At 42.6% G+C, this 19,643-nt stretch carries 21 protein-coding genes and 1 tRNA gene; 14 read left to right on the top strand and 8 right to left on the bottom strand.

Annotated features, from left to right (window positions below):
• Window positions 1–43: 43 nt before the first annotated feature.
• Window positions 44–1,114, top strand: coding sequence for a sensor domain-containing diguanylate cyclase (locus tag OCV20_RS09120; RefSeq protein ID WP_086775361.1), 1,071 nt, complete (start codon window positions 44–46; stop codon window positions 1,112–1,114).
• Window positions 1,115–1,143: 29 nt separating this feature from the next.
• Here the strand turns inward: OCV20_RS09120 and OCV20_RS09115 are convergent, their stop codons facing one another.
• On the bottom strand, window positions 1,144–1,710 hold the full coding sequence (locus OCV20_RS09115; RefSeq protein ID WP_017096948.1) for a DUF1415 domain-containing protein: 567 nt from the start codon (window positions 1,708–1,710) through the stop codon (window positions 1,144–1,146).
• Window positions 1,711–1,795: 85 nt separating this feature from the next.
• On the bottom strand, window positions 1,796–2,995 hold the full coding sequence (locus tag OCV20_RS09110) for an MFS transporter (RefSeq protein ID WP_086775362.1): 1,200 nt from the start codon (window positions 2,993–2,995) through the stop codon (window positions 1,796–1,798).
• Between the two features lie 110 nt (window positions 2,996–3,105).
• On the opposite strand from OCV20_RS09110, the gene OCV20_RS09105 reads away from it, so the two are divergent.
• Entirely contained in the window at window positions 3,106–3,978 is an 873-nt protein-coding gene (locus OCV20_RS09105; RefSeq protein WP_086775363.1) for a LysR family transcriptional regulator, read from the top strand.
• An 89-nt stretch (window positions 3,979–4,067) separates the two neighbouring features.
• On the opposite strand, the gene OCV20_RS09100 is transcribed toward OCV20_RS09105, so the two are convergent.
• Entirely contained in the window at window positions 4,068–4,304 is a 237-nt protein-coding gene (locus tag OCV20_RS09100; RefSeq protein WP_016786183.1) for a glutaredoxin family protein, read from the bottom strand.
• 137 nt (window positions 4,305–4,441) lie between these two features.
• Here OCV20_RS09100 and OCV20_RS09095 point away from each other — a divergent pair, with 137 nt between their 5' ends.
• Entirely contained in the window at window positions 4,442–4,939 is a 498-nt protein-coding gene (locus OCV20_RS09095) for a YgjP-like metallopeptidase domain-containing protein (protein ID WP_086775364.1), read from the top strand.
• Between the two features lie 4 nt (window positions 4,940–4,943).
• Window positions 4,944–6,266 carry a 23S rRNA (adenine(1618)-N(6))-methyltransferase RlmF gene (gene rlmF, locus OCV20_RS09090; RefSeq protein WP_086775365.1) on the top strand — a complete coding sequence of 441 codons (1,323 nt, stop codon included), beginning with the start codon at window positions 4,944–4,946 and terminating at the stop codon, window positions 6,264–6,266.
• A 90-nt stretch (window positions 6,267–6,356) separates the two neighbouring features.
• Here the strand turns inward: rlmF and pilW are convergent, their stop codons facing one another.
• Both pilW and metA read right to left on the bottom strand, forming a co-directional pair.
• Window positions 6,357–7,124, bottom strand: a complete 768-nt coding sequence (gene pilW, locus OCV20_RS09085; RefSeq protein WP_086775366.1) for a type IV pilus biogenesis/stability protein PilW — start codon at window positions 7,122–7,124, stop codon at window positions 6,357–6,359.
• A gap of 168 nt (window positions 7,125–7,292) precedes the next feature.
• Window positions 7,293–8,234, bottom strand: a complete 942-nt coding sequence (gene metA / locus OCV20_RS09080; RefSeq protein ID WP_017059174.1) for a homoserine O-acetyltransferase MetA — start codon at window positions 8,232–8,234, stop codon at window positions 7,293–7,295.
• A 275-nt stretch (window positions 8,235–8,509) separates the two neighbouring features.
• On the opposite strand from metA, the gene OCV20_RS09075 reads away from it, so the two are divergent.
• The 4 genes from OCV20_RS09075 (at window position 8,510) to OCV20_RS09060 (ending at window position 10,829) form a co-directional block, all read left to right on the top strand.
• Complete coding sequence (locus tag OCV20_RS09075; protein ID WP_086775367.1) at window positions 8,510–8,878, top strand: ATP-binding protein; 369 nt, start codon at window positions 8,510–8,512, stop codon at window positions 8,876–8,878.
• Window positions 8,879–8,956: 78 nt separating this feature from the next.
• A complete protein-coding gene (locus OCV20_RS09070; protein ID WP_086775368.1) occupies window positions 8,957–9,379 on the top strand; it encodes a DUF3859 domain-containing protein in 423 nt (140 codons plus the stop codon).
• Between the two features lie 101 nt (window positions 9,380–9,480).
• Entirely contained in the window at window positions 9,481–9,990 is a 510-nt protein-coding gene (locus tag OCV20_RS09065) for a helix-turn-helix domain-containing protein (protein WP_086774936.1), read from the top strand.
• On the top strand, window positions 9,987–10,829 hold the full coding sequence (locus OCV20_RS09060; protein ID WP_108721729.1) for an IS3 family transposase: 843 nt from the start codon (window positions 9,987–9,989) through the stop codon (window positions 10,827–10,829). The genes OCV20_RS09065 and OCV20_RS09060 overlap by 4 nt, the downstream gene beginning before the upstream one ends.
• A gap of 88 nt (window positions 10,830–10,917) precedes the next feature.
• On the opposite strand, the gene OCV20_RS09055 is transcribed toward OCV20_RS09060, so the two are convergent.
• Window positions 10,918–12,024 carry a M20/M25/M40 family metallo-hydrolase gene (locus tag OCV20_RS09055; protein WP_017059177.1) on the bottom strand — a complete coding sequence of 369 codons (1,107 nt, stop codon included), beginning with the start codon at window positions 12,022–12,024 and terminating at the stop codon, window positions 10,918–10,920.
• A 261-nt stretch (window positions 12,025–12,285) separates the two neighbouring features.
• Here OCV20_RS09055 and OCV20_RS09050 point away from each other — a divergent pair, with 261 nt between their 5' ends.
• Window positions 12,286–14,244, top strand: coding sequence for a tetratricopeptide repeat-containing diguanylate cyclase (locus OCV20_RS09050; RefSeq protein WP_086775978.1), 1,959 nt, complete (start codon window positions 12,286–12,288; stop codon window positions 14,242–14,244).
• Window positions 14,245–14,379: 135 nt separating this feature from the next.
• Here OCV20_RS09050 and OCV20_RS09045 read toward each other — a convergent pair whose 3' ends face one another.
• On the bottom strand, window positions 14,380–14,565 hold the full coding sequence (locus OCV20_RS09045; RefSeq protein ID WP_086775979.1) for a hypothetical protein: 186 nt from the start codon (window positions 14,563–14,565) through the stop codon (window positions 14,380–14,382).
• Window positions 14,566–14,838: 273 nt separating this feature from the next.
• Here OCV20_RS09045 and OCV20_RS09040 point away from each other — a divergent pair, with 273 nt between their 5' ends.
• The 3 genes from OCV20_RS09040 to OCV20_RS09030 all read left to right on the top strand — a co-directional run bounded on the left by OCV20_RS09040 (window position 14,839) and on the right by OCV20_RS09030 (window position 17,466).
• Window positions 14,839–15,507 carry a DUF2726 domain-containing protein gene (locus OCV20_RS09040; protein WP_017630504.1) on the top strand — a complete coding sequence of 223 codons (669 nt, stop codon included), beginning with the start codon at window positions 14,839–14,841 and terminating at the stop codon, window positions 15,505–15,507.
• A gap of 265 nt (window positions 15,508–15,772) precedes the next feature.
• A tRNA-Val gene (locus OCV20_RS09035) sits at window positions 15,773–15,849 on the top strand.
• Between the two features lie 696 nt (window positions 15,850–16,545).
• Window positions 16,546–17,466, top strand: a complete 921-nt coding sequence (locus OCV20_RS09030) for an IS5 family transposase (RefSeq protein ID WP_086773621.1) — start codon at window positions 16,546–16,548, stop codon at window positions 17,464–17,466.
• Between the two features lie 83 nt (window positions 17,467–17,549).
• Here OCV20_RS09030 and OCV20_RS09025 read toward each other — a convergent pair whose 3' ends face one another.
• Entirely contained in the window at window positions 17,550–18,443 is an 894-nt protein-coding gene (locus OCV20_RS09025; RefSeq protein ID WP_048617232.1) for a LysR family transcriptional regulator, read from the bottom strand.
• A gap of 416 nt (window positions 18,444–18,859) precedes the next feature.
• On the opposite strand from OCV20_RS09025, the gene OCV20_RS09020 reads away from it, so the two are divergent.
• Together OCV20_RS09020 and OCV20_RS09015 are read left to right on the top strand one after the other, a co-directional pair.
• Window positions 18,860–19,066 carry a Flp family type IVb pilin gene (locus OCV20_RS09020; RefSeq protein WP_019826707.1) on the top strand — a complete coding sequence of 69 codons (207 nt, stop codon included), beginning with the start codon at window positions 18,860–18,862 and terminating at the stop codon, window positions 19,064–19,066.
• Between the two features lie 148 nt (window positions 19,067–19,214).
• The gene (locus OCV20_RS09015) at window positions 19,215–19,640 is read left to right on the top strand and encodes a prepilin peptidase (RefSeq protein WP_086775468.1); all 426 of its coding nucleotides are present in this window, start codon (window positions 19,215–19,217) and stop codon (window positions 19,638–19,640) included.
• The last annotated feature ends 3 nt before the right edge of the window (window positions 19,641–19,643 follow it).

Here is a 19,643-nt window from a genome sequence, read left to right as displayed (position 1 = left end):
TATTAATGTTGCCATTAACTTCAGCAGCAGCGGAATCCCATTTATGAACCAAGCCAGTGAAAGCGAAATTGTTATACGCCGCTTGTATCAAATCACCAATGATTATCGAAAGGGCTTCGATATTCAAATCGCTCAGCTGCTTATTATGGGGCTTGAACGCTTCAACCTTGATATTGGTATATTATCGAAAGTCGATGGCAATGCTTACGTTGTGGAACATTGTGTTACGCCTGAAGGGGTAGAACTCAATAGCGGTGACACCTTCGATTATCGTTCAACCTATTGCGAAATTACCTGTAAATCGATTGGTCCTATCTGCATTGAGCATTGTGGTAAACATGATAAGTATGCGAAGCATCCCGCTTACCAGTCTTTTGGTTTGGAGTCTTATATTGGGGTTCCCATTTTCGTTAATGATGAGCTTTATGGCACCCTAAACTTTTCAAGCCCGGCTCCTTATCATCGCGAGTTCAAAGAGTTCGATGTCGACGTGATGAGGCTAATGGCGTCATGGATCGAAGTGGAACTGGTTAGAAGACAGCAAGAACGAAAACTCAAAGAGCTGAATGAGAAGTTAGAGTACCAAGCTCTGTATGATCCTCTGACCCATTTGCCAAATAGACGTTGCTTGTTCAAAACGTTGAATGCAGAAGTGGAGCAGTTAAAAGGATCTTTAGGAAAGGGAACCTTGGCCGTTGTCGATATCGACTTCTTTAAACAGGTCAACGACACCTACGGCCACCAAATGGGTGATGTTGTCTTAAAGAAAGTGGCGAACGTGCTGAGCAATAACACTCAAGAGGGTGAATTTGTCGCGCGTTTTGGTGGTGAAGAGTTCATTCTTTGGTATCCAAATAAAACACCAAGTTGTGTAGAAGATAAGTTCATGACTCTTTTGCAAGAGATGAAGAAAATCACACTGGATAGAAAGCCAGTCACTATATCAATCGGTGCGTGTCATTTTGAGTTGAGTACAGGGGATAGCAAAGGGGAAAGGATGTCGGCGTTAGATAAGCTGATCAAAGTTGCCGATGAATGTCTGTACATTGCGAAACAAAATGGACGAGATCAGTTTATTTCTCGTCCATATCATCAAGAGCGCTCAGGAATATGAGCCATCATGTAAGCGATTTAGCTGAACGATTAACTAAACAAGTAAGGGAACAGTTTACGGCGTTCTTCTGGCGTTAAAGACTCAACTCTCGCGATGTTGGTATCAGGAATCGCTTCAGGATTTGGGTAGTGCTTTAACACCTTTTCCATACTCGCTTCACGAATCAAATGGTAAACCGGGTATGGAGAGCGGTTTGTTAGGTTTTCATCGTCTTCAGGATCCGCACCACCAAAACAATAGTCTGGGTGGAAGGTTGCTACTTGGTAAACGCCTTCCCAATCTTCTTGCTTGATCAACGCTTCAATCCAATCAATGAACATGTTGTAGTCGAAGAAATCTTGCAGCATGTTAGGTACAACCACCAAAGTCGTCTCTAATTCTGCGACTGGTGTGTTATCTAACTCTACGAAATGCGTCATGATGTCTTCCAACAACGCTTCTTCAGTATTTGCTTCACTCACAAAGATCTTAATCTGTTTATTACGTTGTGGCTTGGCTGCGAATGGACACAGGTTTAGGCCAATAACGACATCGTCTAACCACTGTTTTACTTGGTCATGGATGGTTTGAAGATCTGTGCTTTGAGTGTTCGACATAACAGGTTCCGAAATGAAATTTTGCGTAGGATATCAGAACGGACGTTAATCAAAAGCAATAATTGAGTTACAAACTCAGTCGTAGTTATGCTTGTGCGAGTTTGGATGCCGATACTTGTAGCTGTTTCAACTGGTAGACCCAAGCAAATATCGCGACATAGAAGATTGAACCGCCCGCGATCACGCCGCTCCAACCGAACAGTTGCCAGCAATACAAGAGTAAGAAGCCACCTAAACTGCCACCTATGTAGTAGTGGACTAAGTAAAGTGCCGTTGCTGTCGCTTTCGCGCTCGGCGCTTTTTGACTCACCCAAGAGTAGGCAAGAGTATGGGCGAAGAATGCACCGCCACTAATCAACAACAAGCCAGCTAACATGAACGGGACTTTATCAACCGCAGAAACCAACATCCCGATTAAGCTAATGCACACGCCCATCAATATACCGTTTAACGGATCGAAACGAAGTGTCCATTTGTTGGAGAGCTTAGAACTAACCGTTCCGGCCAAGTAACATAGGAATATCAGCGATGCTAAACCCACAGGCACCGAGTGAGGTGCGGATACTAGCCTAAAGCCCATTACTGAATACAGGTTAACGAACAGAGCAAAGTTAGCGCCACCAATTAACATCGCGAGCCAAAGTATTCGGTTTCTTAAGTGCATCATTACAGATCGGTTATGGTGAAAGAACAGGCCTTTCTGTGGCTTAAAGTTTTGTTGGTCAGGTAAGCTATATGCAATATAGAGAGCGCCGATTAAGGAGCCGACTACGAAAAACAAAACCGTTGCGTGCCAGTCAAAATAATCCGTAATCAAGCCACCCAATACACGCCCGAAAATACCACCTAATGAGTTAGCCGCAATATAACCGCCTATCGCGATTGCGAATGCTTTCGGTGATAACTCTTCCACCATGTAGGCAACTGCCACACCTGCAAAAGCAGCGACCGCAATGCCCATGAATGCTCGGGCAATGACAAGCTGCAGTAGGGTGGTTGTGAACACCATGCTCAATCCAATCAAAGGAATAGCGAACAGACTGAATAGAATGATGGGTTTTCGACCGAAGGTTTCAGAAGCGATTGCCCAAGGTACCAAGCTGATGGAAAGTCCAAGTGTTGTCGCGGCAAACAGCCAGTTGATTTGAGTTTCCGAAACTTGGAAGTGCTCCGCCATGTGCGACAAGATTGGCTGAAAGAGGTAAAGGTTACAGAAAATGATAAACGAGCCAATCGCTAATGATTGGGTGATGCGTTTATATTGAGGACTGCCTTTATCAAACATTTACGTTGTGCCTGCACGAGTTAGTAAGCTATTTGTGAACAAGTTATCAGCACACGTGTGATTAAAGAAATATATTAAAAATATCACCTCTATATATTTAATATATCGTTATGCTTGAATCAAAACCACTTCGACATTTTCTGGCTGTTGCGCAGTTTGGTAATTTCACTCAGGCCGCCAAAGCGCTGCATATCGCTCAGCCCGCATTGAGTATCTCCATTAAAAAACTCGAACAGACGCTTGATTTGATTCTATTCCGTCGCGGAGATAAATCCGTCACCTTAACGGAAGAGGGAAAGGTACTGTTTGAGCATGCCAAGCGAATCGCCCAGCAGTTCGATGATGCTCAACTCGCGATGAACGAGTTAAAGGGGCTAGAAAAAGGCGAGGTTCGATTAGGCGCTCCAAGCATGATGGGCAGTTATTTTTTTCCCCAAGTCGTGATGGCATTTAAAAGCCAATACCCAAACCTAAAGTTGACTCTGATTGATGCTGGCACCGCTTCTATTCGTGAAATGTTGTTAAACGGCGAACTCGATATTGGCGTAATCAACCATGAAAACGTGCCTGATGATCTTGAAACTGACCACCTGTTAAGCTCAGAAATGTTAGCTGTCGTTGGCAAAGATCACCCACTGGCAACGCAATCATCCATCACCTTTGAAGAATTTTTTGCTCAAGAGCTGATCATGTTCAAATCAGGCTACTTCCACCGTGATTTTATCGATGCGACTTGCAAGAAGTACAACCTCGATATGACCATCGCGTTCGAAACCAATTTATTGCCGATGATTCTTTCTATCGTGAAGCAAGAGTTTGCCATCACCGCGTTGCTTAGCTTGGTGACAGAATACGAGGAAGACGTGGTCGGCGTACCATTTATAGACCCTGTGAAGCTGAACCTATCTTTGGCGTGGAGAAAGGAAGGGTATCTGTCAAAAGCAGACCGAACCTTTATCGACTTCGTTAAGCGGTATGTGTGATTTAGAATGCAATAGACAAAACAAAGCCCGAACATCCTAGGTTGGACATCCGGGCTTTGTTTGTAGAAATATAAGTCTCTTAAATCACGTTAAGTGTTCTTTGAGTTATACATCTTATCGAAGTTCTTCTGATTCCAACCGACCATCACTTGATCGCCGATCTTAAGCACGGGGATAGAACGAGCACCCATCGCTTGCAATTCTTTACGACCACGCTGCATCTTTGCATTCGTTAGGCGGTAAACAATTTTCTTAGAGTCTAAATACCTTTGGGCATCTTTACAGTGCGGGCATTTGTCTGCGACGTACAATACAACACGTTTCATTTTTTCATTCTCTTGGTGAATCTCGCTAAAGTGTAACGAATCCTAGGTGATTAGAAAAGTGTGATCAGTTACACTATGCGGCTCAATTTTCAAGACCACAACGTATTGTCGTGGTGTAACTTGTACGGTCTTTCAGCATGCATCCTTCTTTACGCTATATTCAAGGCTATCCTAAGCACATTCTTGATCCTGTGACTCAACTAGTAGAGTCGGGTAAATTGGTGCCTTGGTTTGAAGCTCGCTACCCAAAGAATCATGAAATAAAAAGCGAGAAAGCCCTGTTTGACTATGCGATTGAGATAAAAAATCGCTACATGAAAAAAACACCACCGATCAGCAAAGTGATTTACGACGGCAAGATACACCTAATCAACAATGCGTTAGGTCTTCATTCTTACGTTGCGAAGAATCACGGTGGAAAGATCAAATCGAAGAATGAAATTCGTATCGCCAGTGTTTTTAAAAATGCACCAGAACCTTTATTGCGAATGCTGGTGGTACACGAACTGGCGCATATCAAAGAGAAAGAGCACGACAAAGCCTTTTACCAACTATGCTGTCACATGGAACCGCAATATCATCAACTTGAGTTGGATGCCCGTTTATTCATGATGTATTTAGATTTAAAGAAGTAGCCCAATGAGCCAATCACAAAATAGAACGACGCTAAGCCTGTCGAAAAACAGTACTTCATCAGCAAAAACAAAAGATAACCAAGCTGATGTTAAGCCAAGTACAGCTAAGCCAAGCAGCGACAAGCGTATTTCTACAAAGAACACATCTGATAAAAGCCGCAAGAATAGTGCACCTAAAGGCGCTGGCAATAACAAAGCAAAGCGACCTTTTACAAAAGACAGCAAAGGCAAACCGGGTGCGAATAAAGGATCGTCGAATAAGGGTTCTTTCAATAAAACGGCTTTTAACAAAAGCGCAGCCCAGAAAAGACGTTCGGCTGAAAAACCTCAAGGTGGATTGCACCCAAGAAACCAGCACACTGGTCGTTATGACTTCGAGTTGTTGGTTGTAGCCTTGCCCGAGCTAAAAGAGCATCTGATCAAGAACCCAGTGGGTGAAGACACCATTAATTTCTCTGATCCATTGGCCGTTAAGCTACTCAACAAAGCTTTGTTGGCGCATCACTATGGCGTTAAACATTGGGATATTCCTGCAGGTTACTTGTGTCCGCCAATTCCTGGCCGTGCAGACTACATTCACAGAGTGGCCGACATCCTTAATAGCGATGGCCAAGGTGAACCCTATAACCACGCGTCTGTGAAAGCACTAGATATTGGTGTTGGTGCAAACTGTATCTACCCAATCATTGGTGCGACAGAGTATAAGTGGCGTTGTACAGGGACAGATGTTGATTCAGTCTCCATCAAAACAGCGAACTTCATTGCGGAAAGTAACCCTAATCTAAAAGGTAAGATCCGAGCTCGTCTGCAAGCGGACTCTGAATCTATCTTTAAGGGCGTGATTAAGGACAATGAACGTTACGATGTCACTATTTGTAACCCGCCATTTCACAGCTCTCTTGAAGAGGCGGAAAAGGGCTCACAACGTAAACTGGATAATCTAGCGGCGAACCGAGCTAAGAAAGCCGGTCAGTCGTTCAAGCCAGAAACGAACAAGAAGTCAGTTAAGTTAGATAAATCAACTAAGCAAGATAAACCAACCCTAAACTTTGGTGGTCAAAAAGCCGAGCTTTGGTGCCCGGGTGGTGAAGCCGCTTTCATTATGAAGATGGCGAGAGAGAGTCAACTTTTTGCTACTCAAGTTTTGTGGTTTACGACATTGATCTCTAAGAAAGATAACGTCGATATGGTTCGTTCAGAACTGGGCAAGCTGCGAGCGAAACAAGTGAAAGTCGTCGAGATGTCACAAGGCCAGAAGGTAAGTCGCTTTATCGCGTGGACCTTTATGGACGATGAGCAAAGACAAGAGTGGATTGCTCTTAAATAGTGGCTGCACTTAGTTAAGGCGTTAAACTGAAATACGGACGGGCTTGTTGTTTACGCAACAAGCCCGTTTTTTGTGTTTTTTGCCTATACGCTAAGCAGAAAGCAACTCATCTAACTTACTCTGATATTTCTTCTCAAGAGCTCTGTTACCTGCTTTGTTTTCGAGATCGACCAAGATTTTTAGAGATGGGATTTGATAACCATAACGCTGGTGGAATTTGAATAAACGAAGTCGAGCTTCATTGTAATCGGCGTCACTCACTTCAATTTTTGATAATTGTAGTATCGATTTTACGCGGTTTGGATCGTGGTCAATCGCTCTGCTGAAGTAGTACTTCGCTTGGTCTGTATTGCCAGCCTTAAATGCACAAAACGCCGCGTTTTCATAACTTGCAGACACCAAGTAGTAGTAAGGTTGGTCGATGGCGCGATTGAAGTACTTATCGGCTTGTTCGTATTCGCCTTGTTTACACAAAAATGTACCGTAGTTATTCAATACATTACCGTTTCTAGAATCGAGACTGAGTGCTTTGCGGTAAGTGGTTCTTGCTTCGTCTACTTCGCCCACTTGTTCGTAGTAATGCGCCATTGAAAGTCGAGCACGGTAGTAGCTAGGTGCGTGTTTAATCGCGAGCTCAAGGTTTTCACGCGCTCTTACCATATTGCCTTGTCCCATATAGCCCAAACCTAATTCGATTCGAGATTCAGACATCGCGATAGGATCACTTTCAATCTTTGGCGGTCCTTCAGTGACAGAGACGCAACCGACCAAGGAAAGCGAGGCAAGTAGTACCACACTTGATAACGAAAGAGGGCGGGACAACGAAATCGGATTTGAAAATGATGGCTTGGCAGGCATGTAAAGCTCCTTATGAACACCAACCCATCATATGAAATCAAACCCATTGAAGTCGTAAATCTATTATGGAATGCGACCCACACACCATAAAAAAACCGCGTCCAGTTCGTCGTTTTATTAACAACATACTGAACACGGTTTATGTGTTTGTGAATCGGAAGAAAGAACTTAATCGTCTTTGGTAAAGTTGTCTTCGCTGAAATGATCCAGATCGTAAGGCGTTTGTTGGTAAACACAGTAGTTTAGCCAATTTGAGAACAACAAGTGCCCGTGGCTACGCCAGCTTGCAACCGGTTTGTTGTCTGGATTGTTGTTCGGGTAGTAGTTGATTGGTATCACAGGCTCCATGCCTTCACCCAAATCACGAATGTATTCATTGTGAAGCGTATGAGAGTCGTACTCAGGGTGACCCGTTACAAACACGTTTCGCTTATCTTTGGTCGCCGCTAGATATACGCCCGCAACATCAGAAGTCGCAAGAACATCAAGGTCTGTGTGCTCAGCTAAGTACTCTTGAGAGAAGTCCGCGTAGCGAGAGTGGGGAGCCAGGAATGTATCGTCGAAGCCACGTAAAATAGGGTGGTATGGGTTATGTATCTCGTGGTTGTAAACACCAGACAGCTTCTCTTTACGAGTGCGTTTTGGCAAATCATACAATAACTTCAAACCAGCCTGAGCCGCCCAACACACGTATAGCGTTGAAGTAACGTGCTTGTTTGCCCATTCCATGATGGTTTTCAGATGGTCCCAGTAGATAACATCTTCAAATTGAACCAAGCCAAGCGGCGCACCAGTGATGATCAATCCATCAAAGTTTCTTCCTTTGACCATTTCAAATTGACGATAAAAGTTATCAAGGTGTTCAGTGGGTGTGTTTTTACTTGGTCGGTCATCAATGCGCAGCAGCTCTACATCCACTTGCAATGGGCTGTTCGATAGTAGGCGTAAAAATTGAGTTTCAGTTTCAATCTTCTTCGGCATTAGGTTGAGGATCAAGACTCGAAGTGGACGAATTTCCTGTGTCGATGCTCTTGATAACGGCATAACGAAGATGTTTTCTTCACGAAGAACATCGGATGCTGGCAATTGGTCTGGAATGCGAATAGGCACAGCTTTCTCCCTAAGCTAGATATGTAGACGTCTATACATCTAAATCTATAGTAGTTTGATACGCTTGTCGATATGCAAAATGGATAGATGTAAATTATTTGTGTTTTCTATCAGAAGCAATCCACGCGCTTCGAGGGGAGTCTCATTGTATTCAGTGATTATCGGAGTCTCGTGTAAGTAGTTGGTTTTCGTATGCTGAGCAAAGTCAGTTATCAGAGAAACTCGTTACTATTTACGATAAACTCATGTTTTCGAATTAGCCTGTAAAGTGATAGATGAAGTTAATACTCATTCGAGGGTTGCCCGGTTCTGGCAAATCAACAAAAGCAAAAACCTACGATGCATTGCATGTCGAAGCCGATATGTATTATGTGAATGAGCAAGGTGAGTACCACTTTGATCCTAGGCAGCTGCAACAAGCTCATGAGTGGTGCCAAAACACGGCGGAAAACGGATTAAAGCAAGGGCTAGATGTGGTTGTTTCGAATACCTTTATTAAGCACTGGGAAATGAAGGCTTACCGCCAACTTGCACGTAAATATAAAGCAGAATTAATTATCGAAGTCTGCCGAGATCAATATGGCACTATTCACGACATTGAACCTTCAGTGATTAAGCGTATGGCGAAAGACTGGCAAGAATAGCCTCGTTTTTCCTTTGCTGGCGTGGCTGAATGGCAAATAGAATTAAATTAATAGAACAACTGCAAGGTAAAGATTGAAATGGCAAAGCGCTCTGTTGTGGTCGACATGACATCTTACGGGATCTACACAACGTGGGATTCCAAATCTAAAGATCTTCCAAAAATCCAAGAGTTCACCACCATCGTTGATGCTGAAATAGACGTGGAATTTGGCTATATCTTGAATATCAAAAAAGCCAAAGGTGAGAAGATCCGTTACTGCATTTATCACCCAAACATCACTACAGACAAAGGTGAAGTGCTCGAACCGTTCGATGGCGAAGAGTATGTCGGTAACAATGACTGGGATTTCTACTTAGGTGACACTATCTGGGCACCTGTCTCGAACAAGCTAGGCAAATGGCGCATGACGGTCGAGCTAAAAGGCAACATCATCGCCGATAAGACATTCGACCTAGTAGCAAAAGACGAAGGCCAATTCTGGAAGCGTAGGGGCTTTTAGATTCGATCTTCTATACTTGCCTGAACAACAAAAAAGCCGAGCATCGTGATGATGTTGAACTGACCCCCAATAGTTGGACACCAATTATTGGGGGTCTTTTTATGTCCAAATATAGCCGAGAGCTAAAATGTATCATTGCTAAGCAATACTTAGATGGCACGTCATCTCTCTACTTAGCAAAACAATATTCAATTTCTTCAAGGCAGATACGGTATTGGGCTCAAGTCTTTGCCATCCATGGTACTGATTCATTTTTACCAACTAATCATGCCGCGACTGCTCAAACAAAACGAAAAGCATTGAATTTAATGTGGACGAATGAATGGTCTCTCACGCACACTAGCGCTGTATTAAACCTCTCATCCCCTGGAATACTCTCTGTCTGGCTTAAACGATTTAATGAGCTCGGTATCAAGGGGCTCGAAATGCGCCAGAAAGGAAGACCCTCAATGAAACAGCAACCTCAACGTACCACTAAGCCTGATAATGAAATGACACTTGAGGAGCTAAAAGAGGAGTTGGTCTACTTACGAACCGAGAATGCCGTTCTAAAAAAGTTGGAAGAGTTGGAGCAGAAAAAAAACCGTCGAACAAAGAAAAAGCGGTCATAGCTCTAACTCTTAAAGGCAAGTACCCATTAAAGCACTTACTGCACACTCTACAGTTGGCAAAAAGTGTCTTTTATTATCAGGCTCAAACGAGCAAGCGCCAAAATAGCTACGAACGTGAGCTGCGGTTGATAAAGTCAATTTATCATGAACATAAGGGGCGATACGGCTACCGCCGTATTCACTTGGAACTAAAGAATCAGGGGTTCGTGCTTAATCACAAAACGGTTCAAAGGCTTATGGCTCAGCTCAACCTTAAATCGACGGTCAGGATTAAAAAGTATCGTTCATACCGAGGAGAGTCAGGAAAAGCTGCTCCCAACGTTCTTGAAAGAGATTTTAGTGCGACTCAACCCGATGAAAAGTGGGTAACTGATGTCACGGAGTTCAAAGTCAAAGAGCAGAAAGTATACTTATCTCCCGTTGTCGACTTGTTTACTCAGGAGGTGGTTGCTTATAGAGTGGCCAAAAATGCCTGCTTGCCGCTTGTCACAGATATGCTGACGGAAGCTATATCAACGCTTAAACCCAACTCAAAGCCAATTATACATAGCGATCAAGGTTGGCAATATCGCCATCGACAGTATCAGAAAAAGGTAGCGGAGAGTGGGTTAACGCAAAGCATGTCGAGAAAAGGTAACTGCTTGGATAATGCTGTTGCTGAAAACTTTTTTGCTTTACTCAAAACCGAGATGTATCACAACCAAAGCTTTGAAGATGCAGATGCTCTGATAGAGCAGATTAAAGAATACATCGAGTACTACAATACCAAACGTATAAAAGTGAAACTAAAAGGCCTGACTCCGATAGAATATCGAACTCAGGCCTTGAAAGCCGCTTAACAGAAATGTCCAACTTTACGGGGTCACTTCATGTCTCGGCTTTTTTCATTGTGGTAGATAGAAGTGACTACCTGACTAATGGATTCGATTATTGCGTTACGTAAGCCACAACAAACTCAGTGATAGCGACCATGTCTTTCACTGCAATGTACTCTTCAGTGGTGTGAACTTTCGCCATACCAGTAGAAAGGTTAACCGTTGTTAGACCTTTTGCGTTGAAGTTGTTTGCATCGCTACCGCCGCCAGTGCGTTTAGTGTTCGCTGTTACGCCAAGCTTCTCAAACGCTGATTTGATAGAAAGAATATGCGGGTGATCGTCTGCAATAACGAATGCATCGTAAGCACGAGTCGATTCGATTTCTACTTCAGCGCCGAACTGCTTAGCGCTTTCTTGGAATGTCGAGATCATGTGCTCAACTTGAGCTGTTAGCTTTTCGCCGTTTAGTGAACGTGCTTCAGCCACGACTTTAAGCTCTGGCATTACGATGTTAGTTGCTTGACCGCCTTCAACAATACCGACGTTTGCCGTCGTTTCTTCATCGATACGAAGTAGGTTCATTTTGGTGATTGCGTCTGCAGCAACTTGAATTGCGCTGATGCCTTCTTCTGGCGCTAAACCAGCGTGAGCAGGGCGACCTTTGATTTTAGCAACAATCTTCTGCTGGCCAGGCGCCGCGTTTACGATGGTGCCAATTGGGCCGCCTGTATCAAGTACGATTGCGTGCTCAGATTGAATGTAAGACATATCGAAGTTCAAAGAGCCAAACAGACCGCCTTCTTCGAATACAGTAAACGCAATCTCGATAGTTTTGTGCTCTTGGCCTTCAGCCTTGATGCAACGAACCGCTTCCATGATAGCTGCGATACCAGACTTGTCGTCGCCACCTAGAATTGTGTTGCCTTTTGAACGGATGATACCGTCTTCTATGATTGGCTCAATGCCGATGCCTGGCGTTACTGTGTCCATGTGGCAGCTGAATACTGTGCTACCTGGAAGAGTGCCATCTAGACGAGCGTAGATGTTGAAACCATTAGACACTTCTTCAGGGACCGCCAGTTTGTGAACTTCAAAACCTAGTTCACCGAGTTGCTCAGCCAAAGCTTCAGCAATCGCTTTTTCGTTACGAGATTCACTATCAATTTTCACTAGATCGCAGAAATGTTCTACAAGACGTTGTTCATTAATTTGGGTCATTGTTAATTCTCATTATGCTTCCGCTTGTTCAAAAAGAAGCCACGGAGGTAGGAACAGGAAAATCACTATAACGCTAATGAGGTAGATGATTGTCTGAGTTAAATCAAGAAAGTTGCCTGATTATTCTAATTAGTGAGAAAAACCCAACCCAGATCTACCGGTGCACAGGATTTTAATCTGTATATCTGTCGGGTATAATGTTTGACCGCTTTTAAACATACGTCGATGAAATTGGAATGTAATCAATAATGGCACTGATAAATGAATAGAAACAATGTGTTAGGTTCATTCCTTTTAGTGTTGCTGATGAGTGTTGTGCTGGGGCTGTATTTGCTCTATCCAACTTACGACGACGATTTAAAGCATATTCGCCCTGAAAACCCGAGTGTTTATAGTCCAGAGAAAGAGTTATTACTCTCTAAATATGGATCTGCATTGATCGATATTCTCGATGTATCTCGTGGTGATCCCAATTTAGCTTCCCAACAACTCGAGGCTCTCCAAGCCAAGTTCCCAGACCAAGATAAAGCCATCTATCGTGCTTACGAATTGATGATTTTGTCCAACCTCGCGCAACACAAGTTGGATACCAAAGCGGTTTCCGAATACGTCAGGCAGATTAAAGCACTCGCACAACACGAACATATGGGTTGGCTAAAGGCCCAATCTCTCGTTGAATTGGCGATTGAGTACATCAGTAAGGGTGAGCTAGCGGAATCTGAAATCCAAATCAGAGCAGCGATAGATATCGCAGAATCACTTCACTATGAAGAGTTGTTGATTAAGGCCTATAACACGGCTGGTGTCATCAACAACATCCGCAATGACTTTCCTGAAGCTCAATACTTTTTCCATAAAGGTTTAGACCTTGGCAAGAAGTACCCTCAACACATCTACAACAGTAAGTTAGTGTCAAACATGGCACTGCTTTATATCTATTTGGAAGACTGGCCTAAAGCGCTCAAGCTGATTAAAAGAGCCAAAAAGCTCTATTACAAGAGTGGACTACTCGAAGCGTCTACCATCGGCGTGCTGCATGTGAATGAGTCTTTTGCTTATCTGCGCAGTGGTGATTTAGTCAAAGGACGAGAAGCCTATCAAAGTGCGGCTAAGCTCAATGGCGATAACGTGAGTGAACGATACAAAATCATCCTATTAAAAGCAGAGAGTGATGTGTTGTTGGCGGAAAAGAACTTTGAGTCAGCACGGCATGTCGCAAACTTGTGTCTTAGATACCCGGGCGTCGACAAATATACACTTCAGCTGGGTCAGTGTTACTTAAACAGAGCCTTAGCTAACATTGGTTTGAACCGAGATAATTTTGTCTTTGCTGATCTAAAGCGATCGTCTGCAATGTTCGATGTTGTGGGGACTCGCAGCTGGAAGGTCCTCGGCTTAAGAACACTTGCTGAATACTATGATTCGAGAGGCGACAGCGAGAACGCACTTCGCTACTTCAAACTCTATTACAAGGGCAACAAAGCGCTTCTATTTGATAAGCGCCAGAGTGATATCTTTTTACTAGAGCAAGATTTCGCCACGGCATCATTAGCTCAAGAAAATGAACTGCTTAACGCAGAAAAAGAGTTAGGTGAGCTGACATTAGATAAACAGCAGCTACGAAATCGAATCGTTGTCGCGTTGGGTATCATGGTGATGATCAGTGCCACGTTACTTTTGATAAGGTTGCGCTCGATCCAGAAGACCAATAAAGAACTACTTAAGCAATCAACAAGGTGTGAACTGACAGGTTTATACAATAGGCGTTACTTAGAACAACGGTTAACTCAGCCGATGCCACATCATTTGTCGTCGTTTGGGTATACGCTCGCTATTCTAGATTTGGACCGCTTCAAACAAGTAAATGATACTTATGGGCATGATATTGGTGACCAAGTGCTGGTGGAAGTCGCTCAGCGTTTAGAGCAAATCTTATCAACAAACGATGTAGTGGCAAGATGGGGTGGGGAAGAGTTTGTTTTGTTGTTGGCTGGGAATCAAGATCCTAATAAAGAGCTTGAGCTTATAAGGCAAGCGATCGCTGACCGACCGATTGAAACGCATTCTGGCCAATTAGAATTAACCACATCGATTGGTGCGACGACTCATCTAACGGAGCAACAGTTGAATAGCCGTACCTATAAGAAACACTTGAAATCGGCAGACGACGCTCTGTATCAAGCTAAGCAGTCAGGGCGCAATAAAGTCGTTATCATTTGAGTGCCTAAACTTGGTTAATCCCCTGTAATCAAGAAACCTGAACTTCAATAACTAAGCGAATAAGAGTGCTTATCTGAATTAATACAGTTATCTACTCTTATTCGCTTAATTAATGCTTTGATTTGGCTTGCTGGATTACTTAGCGACACCTTGGAGCATTTCAACCAATTCGCCTTCTGTTGCTGGCTCGCTAGCGAGTTCAATCACTGCCGAAGCGCCGCCTTTTAACATATAGGCTTGGGTTCCGCAGTGGTCATAGTGGAACCATTTACCTTCTACACATACGTCGGTATAACATCTTGGGTCTTGTTTAAGTTCCATATCAATTTCCTTATTAACATTTGCCTAACGTTTTTCAGACTAGTTGATCACAAATCTAGGTAAATTGATCTAAATCAATCTAGAGTGTAATTGATGATTTGATTATCAAAATAGGAGAGGTGTGTCTAGCGAAGGAGCGACCTCTCGCTGAGTACTTCGCTCAAAGGTCGTGATTCTGGTTGGCAACTCTCGCTCTTTTGCTTGCCAGTTGGTGCTTTTCTACATACGCTAGCCACTCTCTTAATCCCTATACAGACTTGATTGTGTTGGAAAATGACTAATATCTTTATCGTTGTAATTGTTCTGGTTGTGTTCTTTTACTTTATTCAAAAGTATGTGGTGAAACACGATGACACCAAAGACCATGCTTATCAGAAGAAAGGCGCGTTGATGTCGGCGCAACAGGCGACATTCTATAATGCGCTAAAATCCGCTGTGGGCAACCATGGGGAAGTGTTTGCTAAAGTCAGCATGTCGAACGTGCTTGTTCCTGCTAAGACGAACAATAAGAAGAATTGGTTTATCGCCAACAACAAGATCTCACGTAGTTACTTCGACTTTGTGGTTTGCGATCCGCGAACGTTAGAGCCTCGCGTGATCATTGAACTTGATAACGGAAAAGAGCTCAATAAAGGCAAAGTCGACCGCGAAAAGCTACTGATTCACGTCTGTAAATCGGCAGGTTTACCCCTGATTGGAGCTTCAATTAAGCACAGCTATCAAGTGAGCCGCTTGAAGAGGTTGCTGGCAGCTCACATCGATTTAATCGAACCATCCAAAGAAGTTCGATTCTGTAAGAAGTGTGGTAGCCCGATGATTATTAAACTGGCAAGCCAAGGCGATTACAAAGGCCGACGCTTCTTCACTTGTAGCCGCCAGCCAAACTGCACCTATACCGAAAACTACAACGTTGTATTCGATGTAGATGAGGAAACGAACTAATATCTTGAGTCAAAATACTCAAGACAGCCGTAAATAGCACAAAGCGTGTCGATGTATGTCGCCATAGAAGTAGAGATGAAATGTGATCTACTTCAAGCCATTGATCTGCTTTGTGTTTAAAATTTATTCTGATTGTTGTTTTTAAAAGCAAACGAACTGATTTGTGCAAATTTATCCTTGCACGCTACCCATTCACTCGTTATTATCCATCTCGTTCTGAAGCGTTAGCCACTTAGTAAAGCGGTTAGACAAGTTTCAAAGCATTGCCCGCTTAGCTCAGTTGGTTAGAGTACTTGCATGACATGCAAGGTGTCACTGGTTCGAGTCCAGTAGCGGGCACCAGATTCGTTCTTTATGAACAAGCAAAAAAGCCCACCTAGTGTGGGCTTTTTTGTGTCTGTAATTCCTCGTATTATTAATGTTCTAGTCTTCCACCTGTTATGAAGCTCTTTAAGGCTTGCCTGTCCAATGTTGTAGTTCGAATGTCGATTAGCGTAGCTCGAAGGGGCGTCAGCACCCAGGAAGGGTAAGAGTGTCGTCTAAATCGACTTACCTTCTAATCCTCTATATCGTCGCTTGTGAGAGATTAAGCGAAAGCTAACTCGCTCTATGTCTCCTAGATACACGTATTACCTAAATAGCTCCACAGTGGATTTTTAGACGACTAATCGACAATCCCAACTGATCTCTTCGAAATACTGCCAAACACATAACCCTAGATCTTGAGACCAGTTGAATTATGAGTATGGCGATAAATAGATCTAAGTTCTTTCTGTTAATAAAATCTAAGCGATGAAAGGTTATATGTGCAGTTAAGTTTTGATTGGTGAGCTATAGAATAAACAAATTTATAACAACGTTAATTATATTTATTATCTATGATTTGTTTCGGAGATATATCAAGATGTATGGATTTATTAGTATCACACCCTAAGCTAGTGAATGTACCAGAGCGTGATGGCTTTGTTGCGTAATTCAATGGAACTAAATCAAGAACCTACGATCTGATCAGCTACCTCCACTCTATCTCGTAGTCCTATGCCTAAGCCTCGTTATAAAACAACCAACTGGAAGCAATACAACCGATCACTCATTAACCGTGGTTCTCTGACTTTTTGGATTGATGAAGAAGCAATAAGCGGATGGGCGCAAAGCAAACAGAATAAGCGCGGTAGGCCGCGTCGGTTCAGTGATTTAGCTATCACGACAGCACTCATGGTCAAACGAGTTTTTTCTATGCCATTGAGAGCGCTGCAAGGATTTATCGACTCGATATTTAGGTTAGCCCATGTACCGTTAAGTTGTCCGCATTACACCTGCATCAGTCGTAGAGCCAAGCAAGTTGAGGTTTCATTTAAGACTAAAACGAGAGGAGCGATACAGCACCTAGCCATTGATGCTACTGGCCTTAAGGTTTATGGCGAAGGTGAATGGAAAGTCAAAAAACATGGGACGGATGGCAAGCGTAGAGTCTGGCGAAAGCTGCATATTGCAGTCGATACCAACACTCATGAGATCATTGCCGCCGAGCTAAGTTTATCGACGGTTACAGATGGAGAAGTACTCCCGAACTTACTGAAACAAACACGCCGAAGTATCCTTGAGGTGTCTGGTGATGGCGCTTACGACACGAGAGCGTGTCACGCTGCTATTAAGATTAAGGGAGCTATTGCGCTTATTCCCCCAAGAGAAGGGGCTGCCTTCTGGGAGCGTGGTCACCCTCGAAATTTCGCCGTGGGTTGCCAGAAATTATACGACTCAAATAAGTATTGGAAAGAGCGGTATGGATACCACAAACGTTCACTCTCAGAAACAGCGATGTATCGAGTTAAACAGTTGCTAGGAGGGAAACTGAGCTTAAGAAATTACAATGCCCAGGTGGGTGAAACTTACGCGATGATAAAAGCGTTGAACAAGCTTACTGGGTTAGGTATGCCTGAAACTTGTCGTATTGACTAAGAAACAAGCGAAACGGGTTGGCTCTATCTCTAAATTTAATTACGCAACAAAGCCGAGCGTGATTGCCAGATTTTAAGAGAACGTTATTGAGCTAAATCAGCAACAAATGTTTGTTTGTAATTAGTTGTGGTTTGTAGCTCTTTTTTTATCCATTGGTTAAACAAGCTAAAGTCAGAATGTATGTGCCAGAAGAGGGAAGCAATAACTCGTTTACCAAAAAAGTCAGGGTGGTCTGTAATGACCTTAAGCTTATTCTCTTTTACGTTACCATCGATAAGAAACCCGGGTAAAAATGCGATGCCTTTTTGAGCCTTACATAAGTCGATGATGGTCCCTAGGTCATCCAGTCGCCATAGGTTATATGCAGCGATGTTTGATAAGTTAAGAAGCTCTTCACAACCATCCATTAATAGAACTCGCTGTGATGGTGCGTGAGACTCAAAGGTTACCAAGTCTTCATGGGCTACCCACCAACAGTTGACGTGAAATAACTCCTCTATATTGAAGTCGTAATTTGTCTTGTGATAGGGGTTCCCTAATGCTAAGTCTATCTTCCCTTCATTTATGTAGTTTCCTAAAACGAAACTCGGTTTTGTGACGACAAGTAAATCCACATTTGGGAATGCCTCTGAAAATGCCAATAGTGTCTTCTTTACGTTTTGATTGAACACCAACGGATCTATACCTACTCGGTAAACTATCTGGTCAGATATATTCATTTGTTGAGCAATGGTGACCAATTCTCGATATTTCGATACCACAGGTAAAGAGAGTTGGAATAGGCGTTCTCCTTTCTCCGTTAGCCAAACTTTAGAGTGTTCTCTATTAAATACATTGAAACCTAAATCTGACTCCAGATTCTGAACCGCTGTACTAACGGTTGACTGTGATTTTCCAAGCATGCGAGCAGCAGAGCTAAATGAACCTTCTTCAACTACTGCAATGAACGAAACAATATTTTCGAAATGTAGTTTCATGATTCGACTAACCTTTTGACACAAAGAAATTATATTTATTATTGTTTGTTGATTCGAAGAACAATAGCGTGATGATAATTGTATTTCAACAAGTTTTATAAGGAGTAATAAAGCTTGGTCAATTAATTCTTAGGTTGCTTCCAAACCTTATATAAACTTTAGATAAGTAAGAATATTGACCCGTGTCTTACTTTTTCAAGTTTATAAATTTAAATTAATATTCTTTGTGGGAGTGATATGTATATGTAAGGTGTTGTTATTTAGAGGTTTGTTTTTAATTCTTCTGTTTTTATTGTGCTTGTTCTGATCATTTTTTGCTCGCCCTATTGATTAAATCGATAGGGGGTATTTTCCACTGAGTGGGGGCGGTAATTATAATGGCGACGAATTTTCAACAGCCCTTATAGGAAGAAATAATGATTACTAAGCTTTACGTGAAAACAAACATGTTTTTATCACAATTCAAGAACGATGAGCGCGGCGTAACTGCGATTGAATATGGTCTTATTGCTGTTGCAATGGCTGTATTAGTAACTACAGCAGTAGGCGCTGATGGCTTCATTGGTAAGCTCGAAGGTGCTTTTGAACAAGTAGCTACGGCTATTGAAACTGCTAGCAGCTAACATCAAGCCTTATTAGCTAATGTAGAAGATATCGAAAGATATTCGTGCCAGACCCATGTTTACATTGGTCTGGCTTGGTTAATTTACATCGTAAAATAAGATTTATCCTAACCAAATTTAGGTGGTATTTCCAATTTTTAGTCATGAATTGTATTTAGTGGCTTTGGCAGTGCTGAGTATATATGTGTCGGTTACTGATTTTCTCTATCGCAAGATACAAAATTACGCCCTGTACGTATTGCTCTTCTTGCAGTGTTTCATATCCCCGTTAGATATTCAAATAATGAGCTTTTTACTGATGTTAGGTGGAGGGCTTATTCTTTATAAGCTGATATGGATTGGAGCTGGTGATATTAAATACGCCGTTATTTTGTCACTTACCATCCCTTTTGATGACTTATTATTGGCGTATATTCTGACGGCTTTTGCTGGTGGTATTTTAGCAGTTACTTATCTAATGAGTAAAAAAGTAATAAGAGAAAATGCCCGTTACCAAGAGGGTATTCCATATGGGATAGCCATTAGCATTGGATTTTACTTAGTTATTTTAACTCAATCTACGCCACATATATAAACC

Source organism: Vibrio coralliirubri, assembly GCF_024347375.1.
Classification (GTDB): domain Bacteria; phylum Pseudomonadota; class Gammaproteobacteria; order Enterobacterales; family Vibrionaceae; genus Vibrio; species Vibrio coralliirubri.
This window is presented reverse-complemented; position numbering and strand designations above follow the sequence as displayed.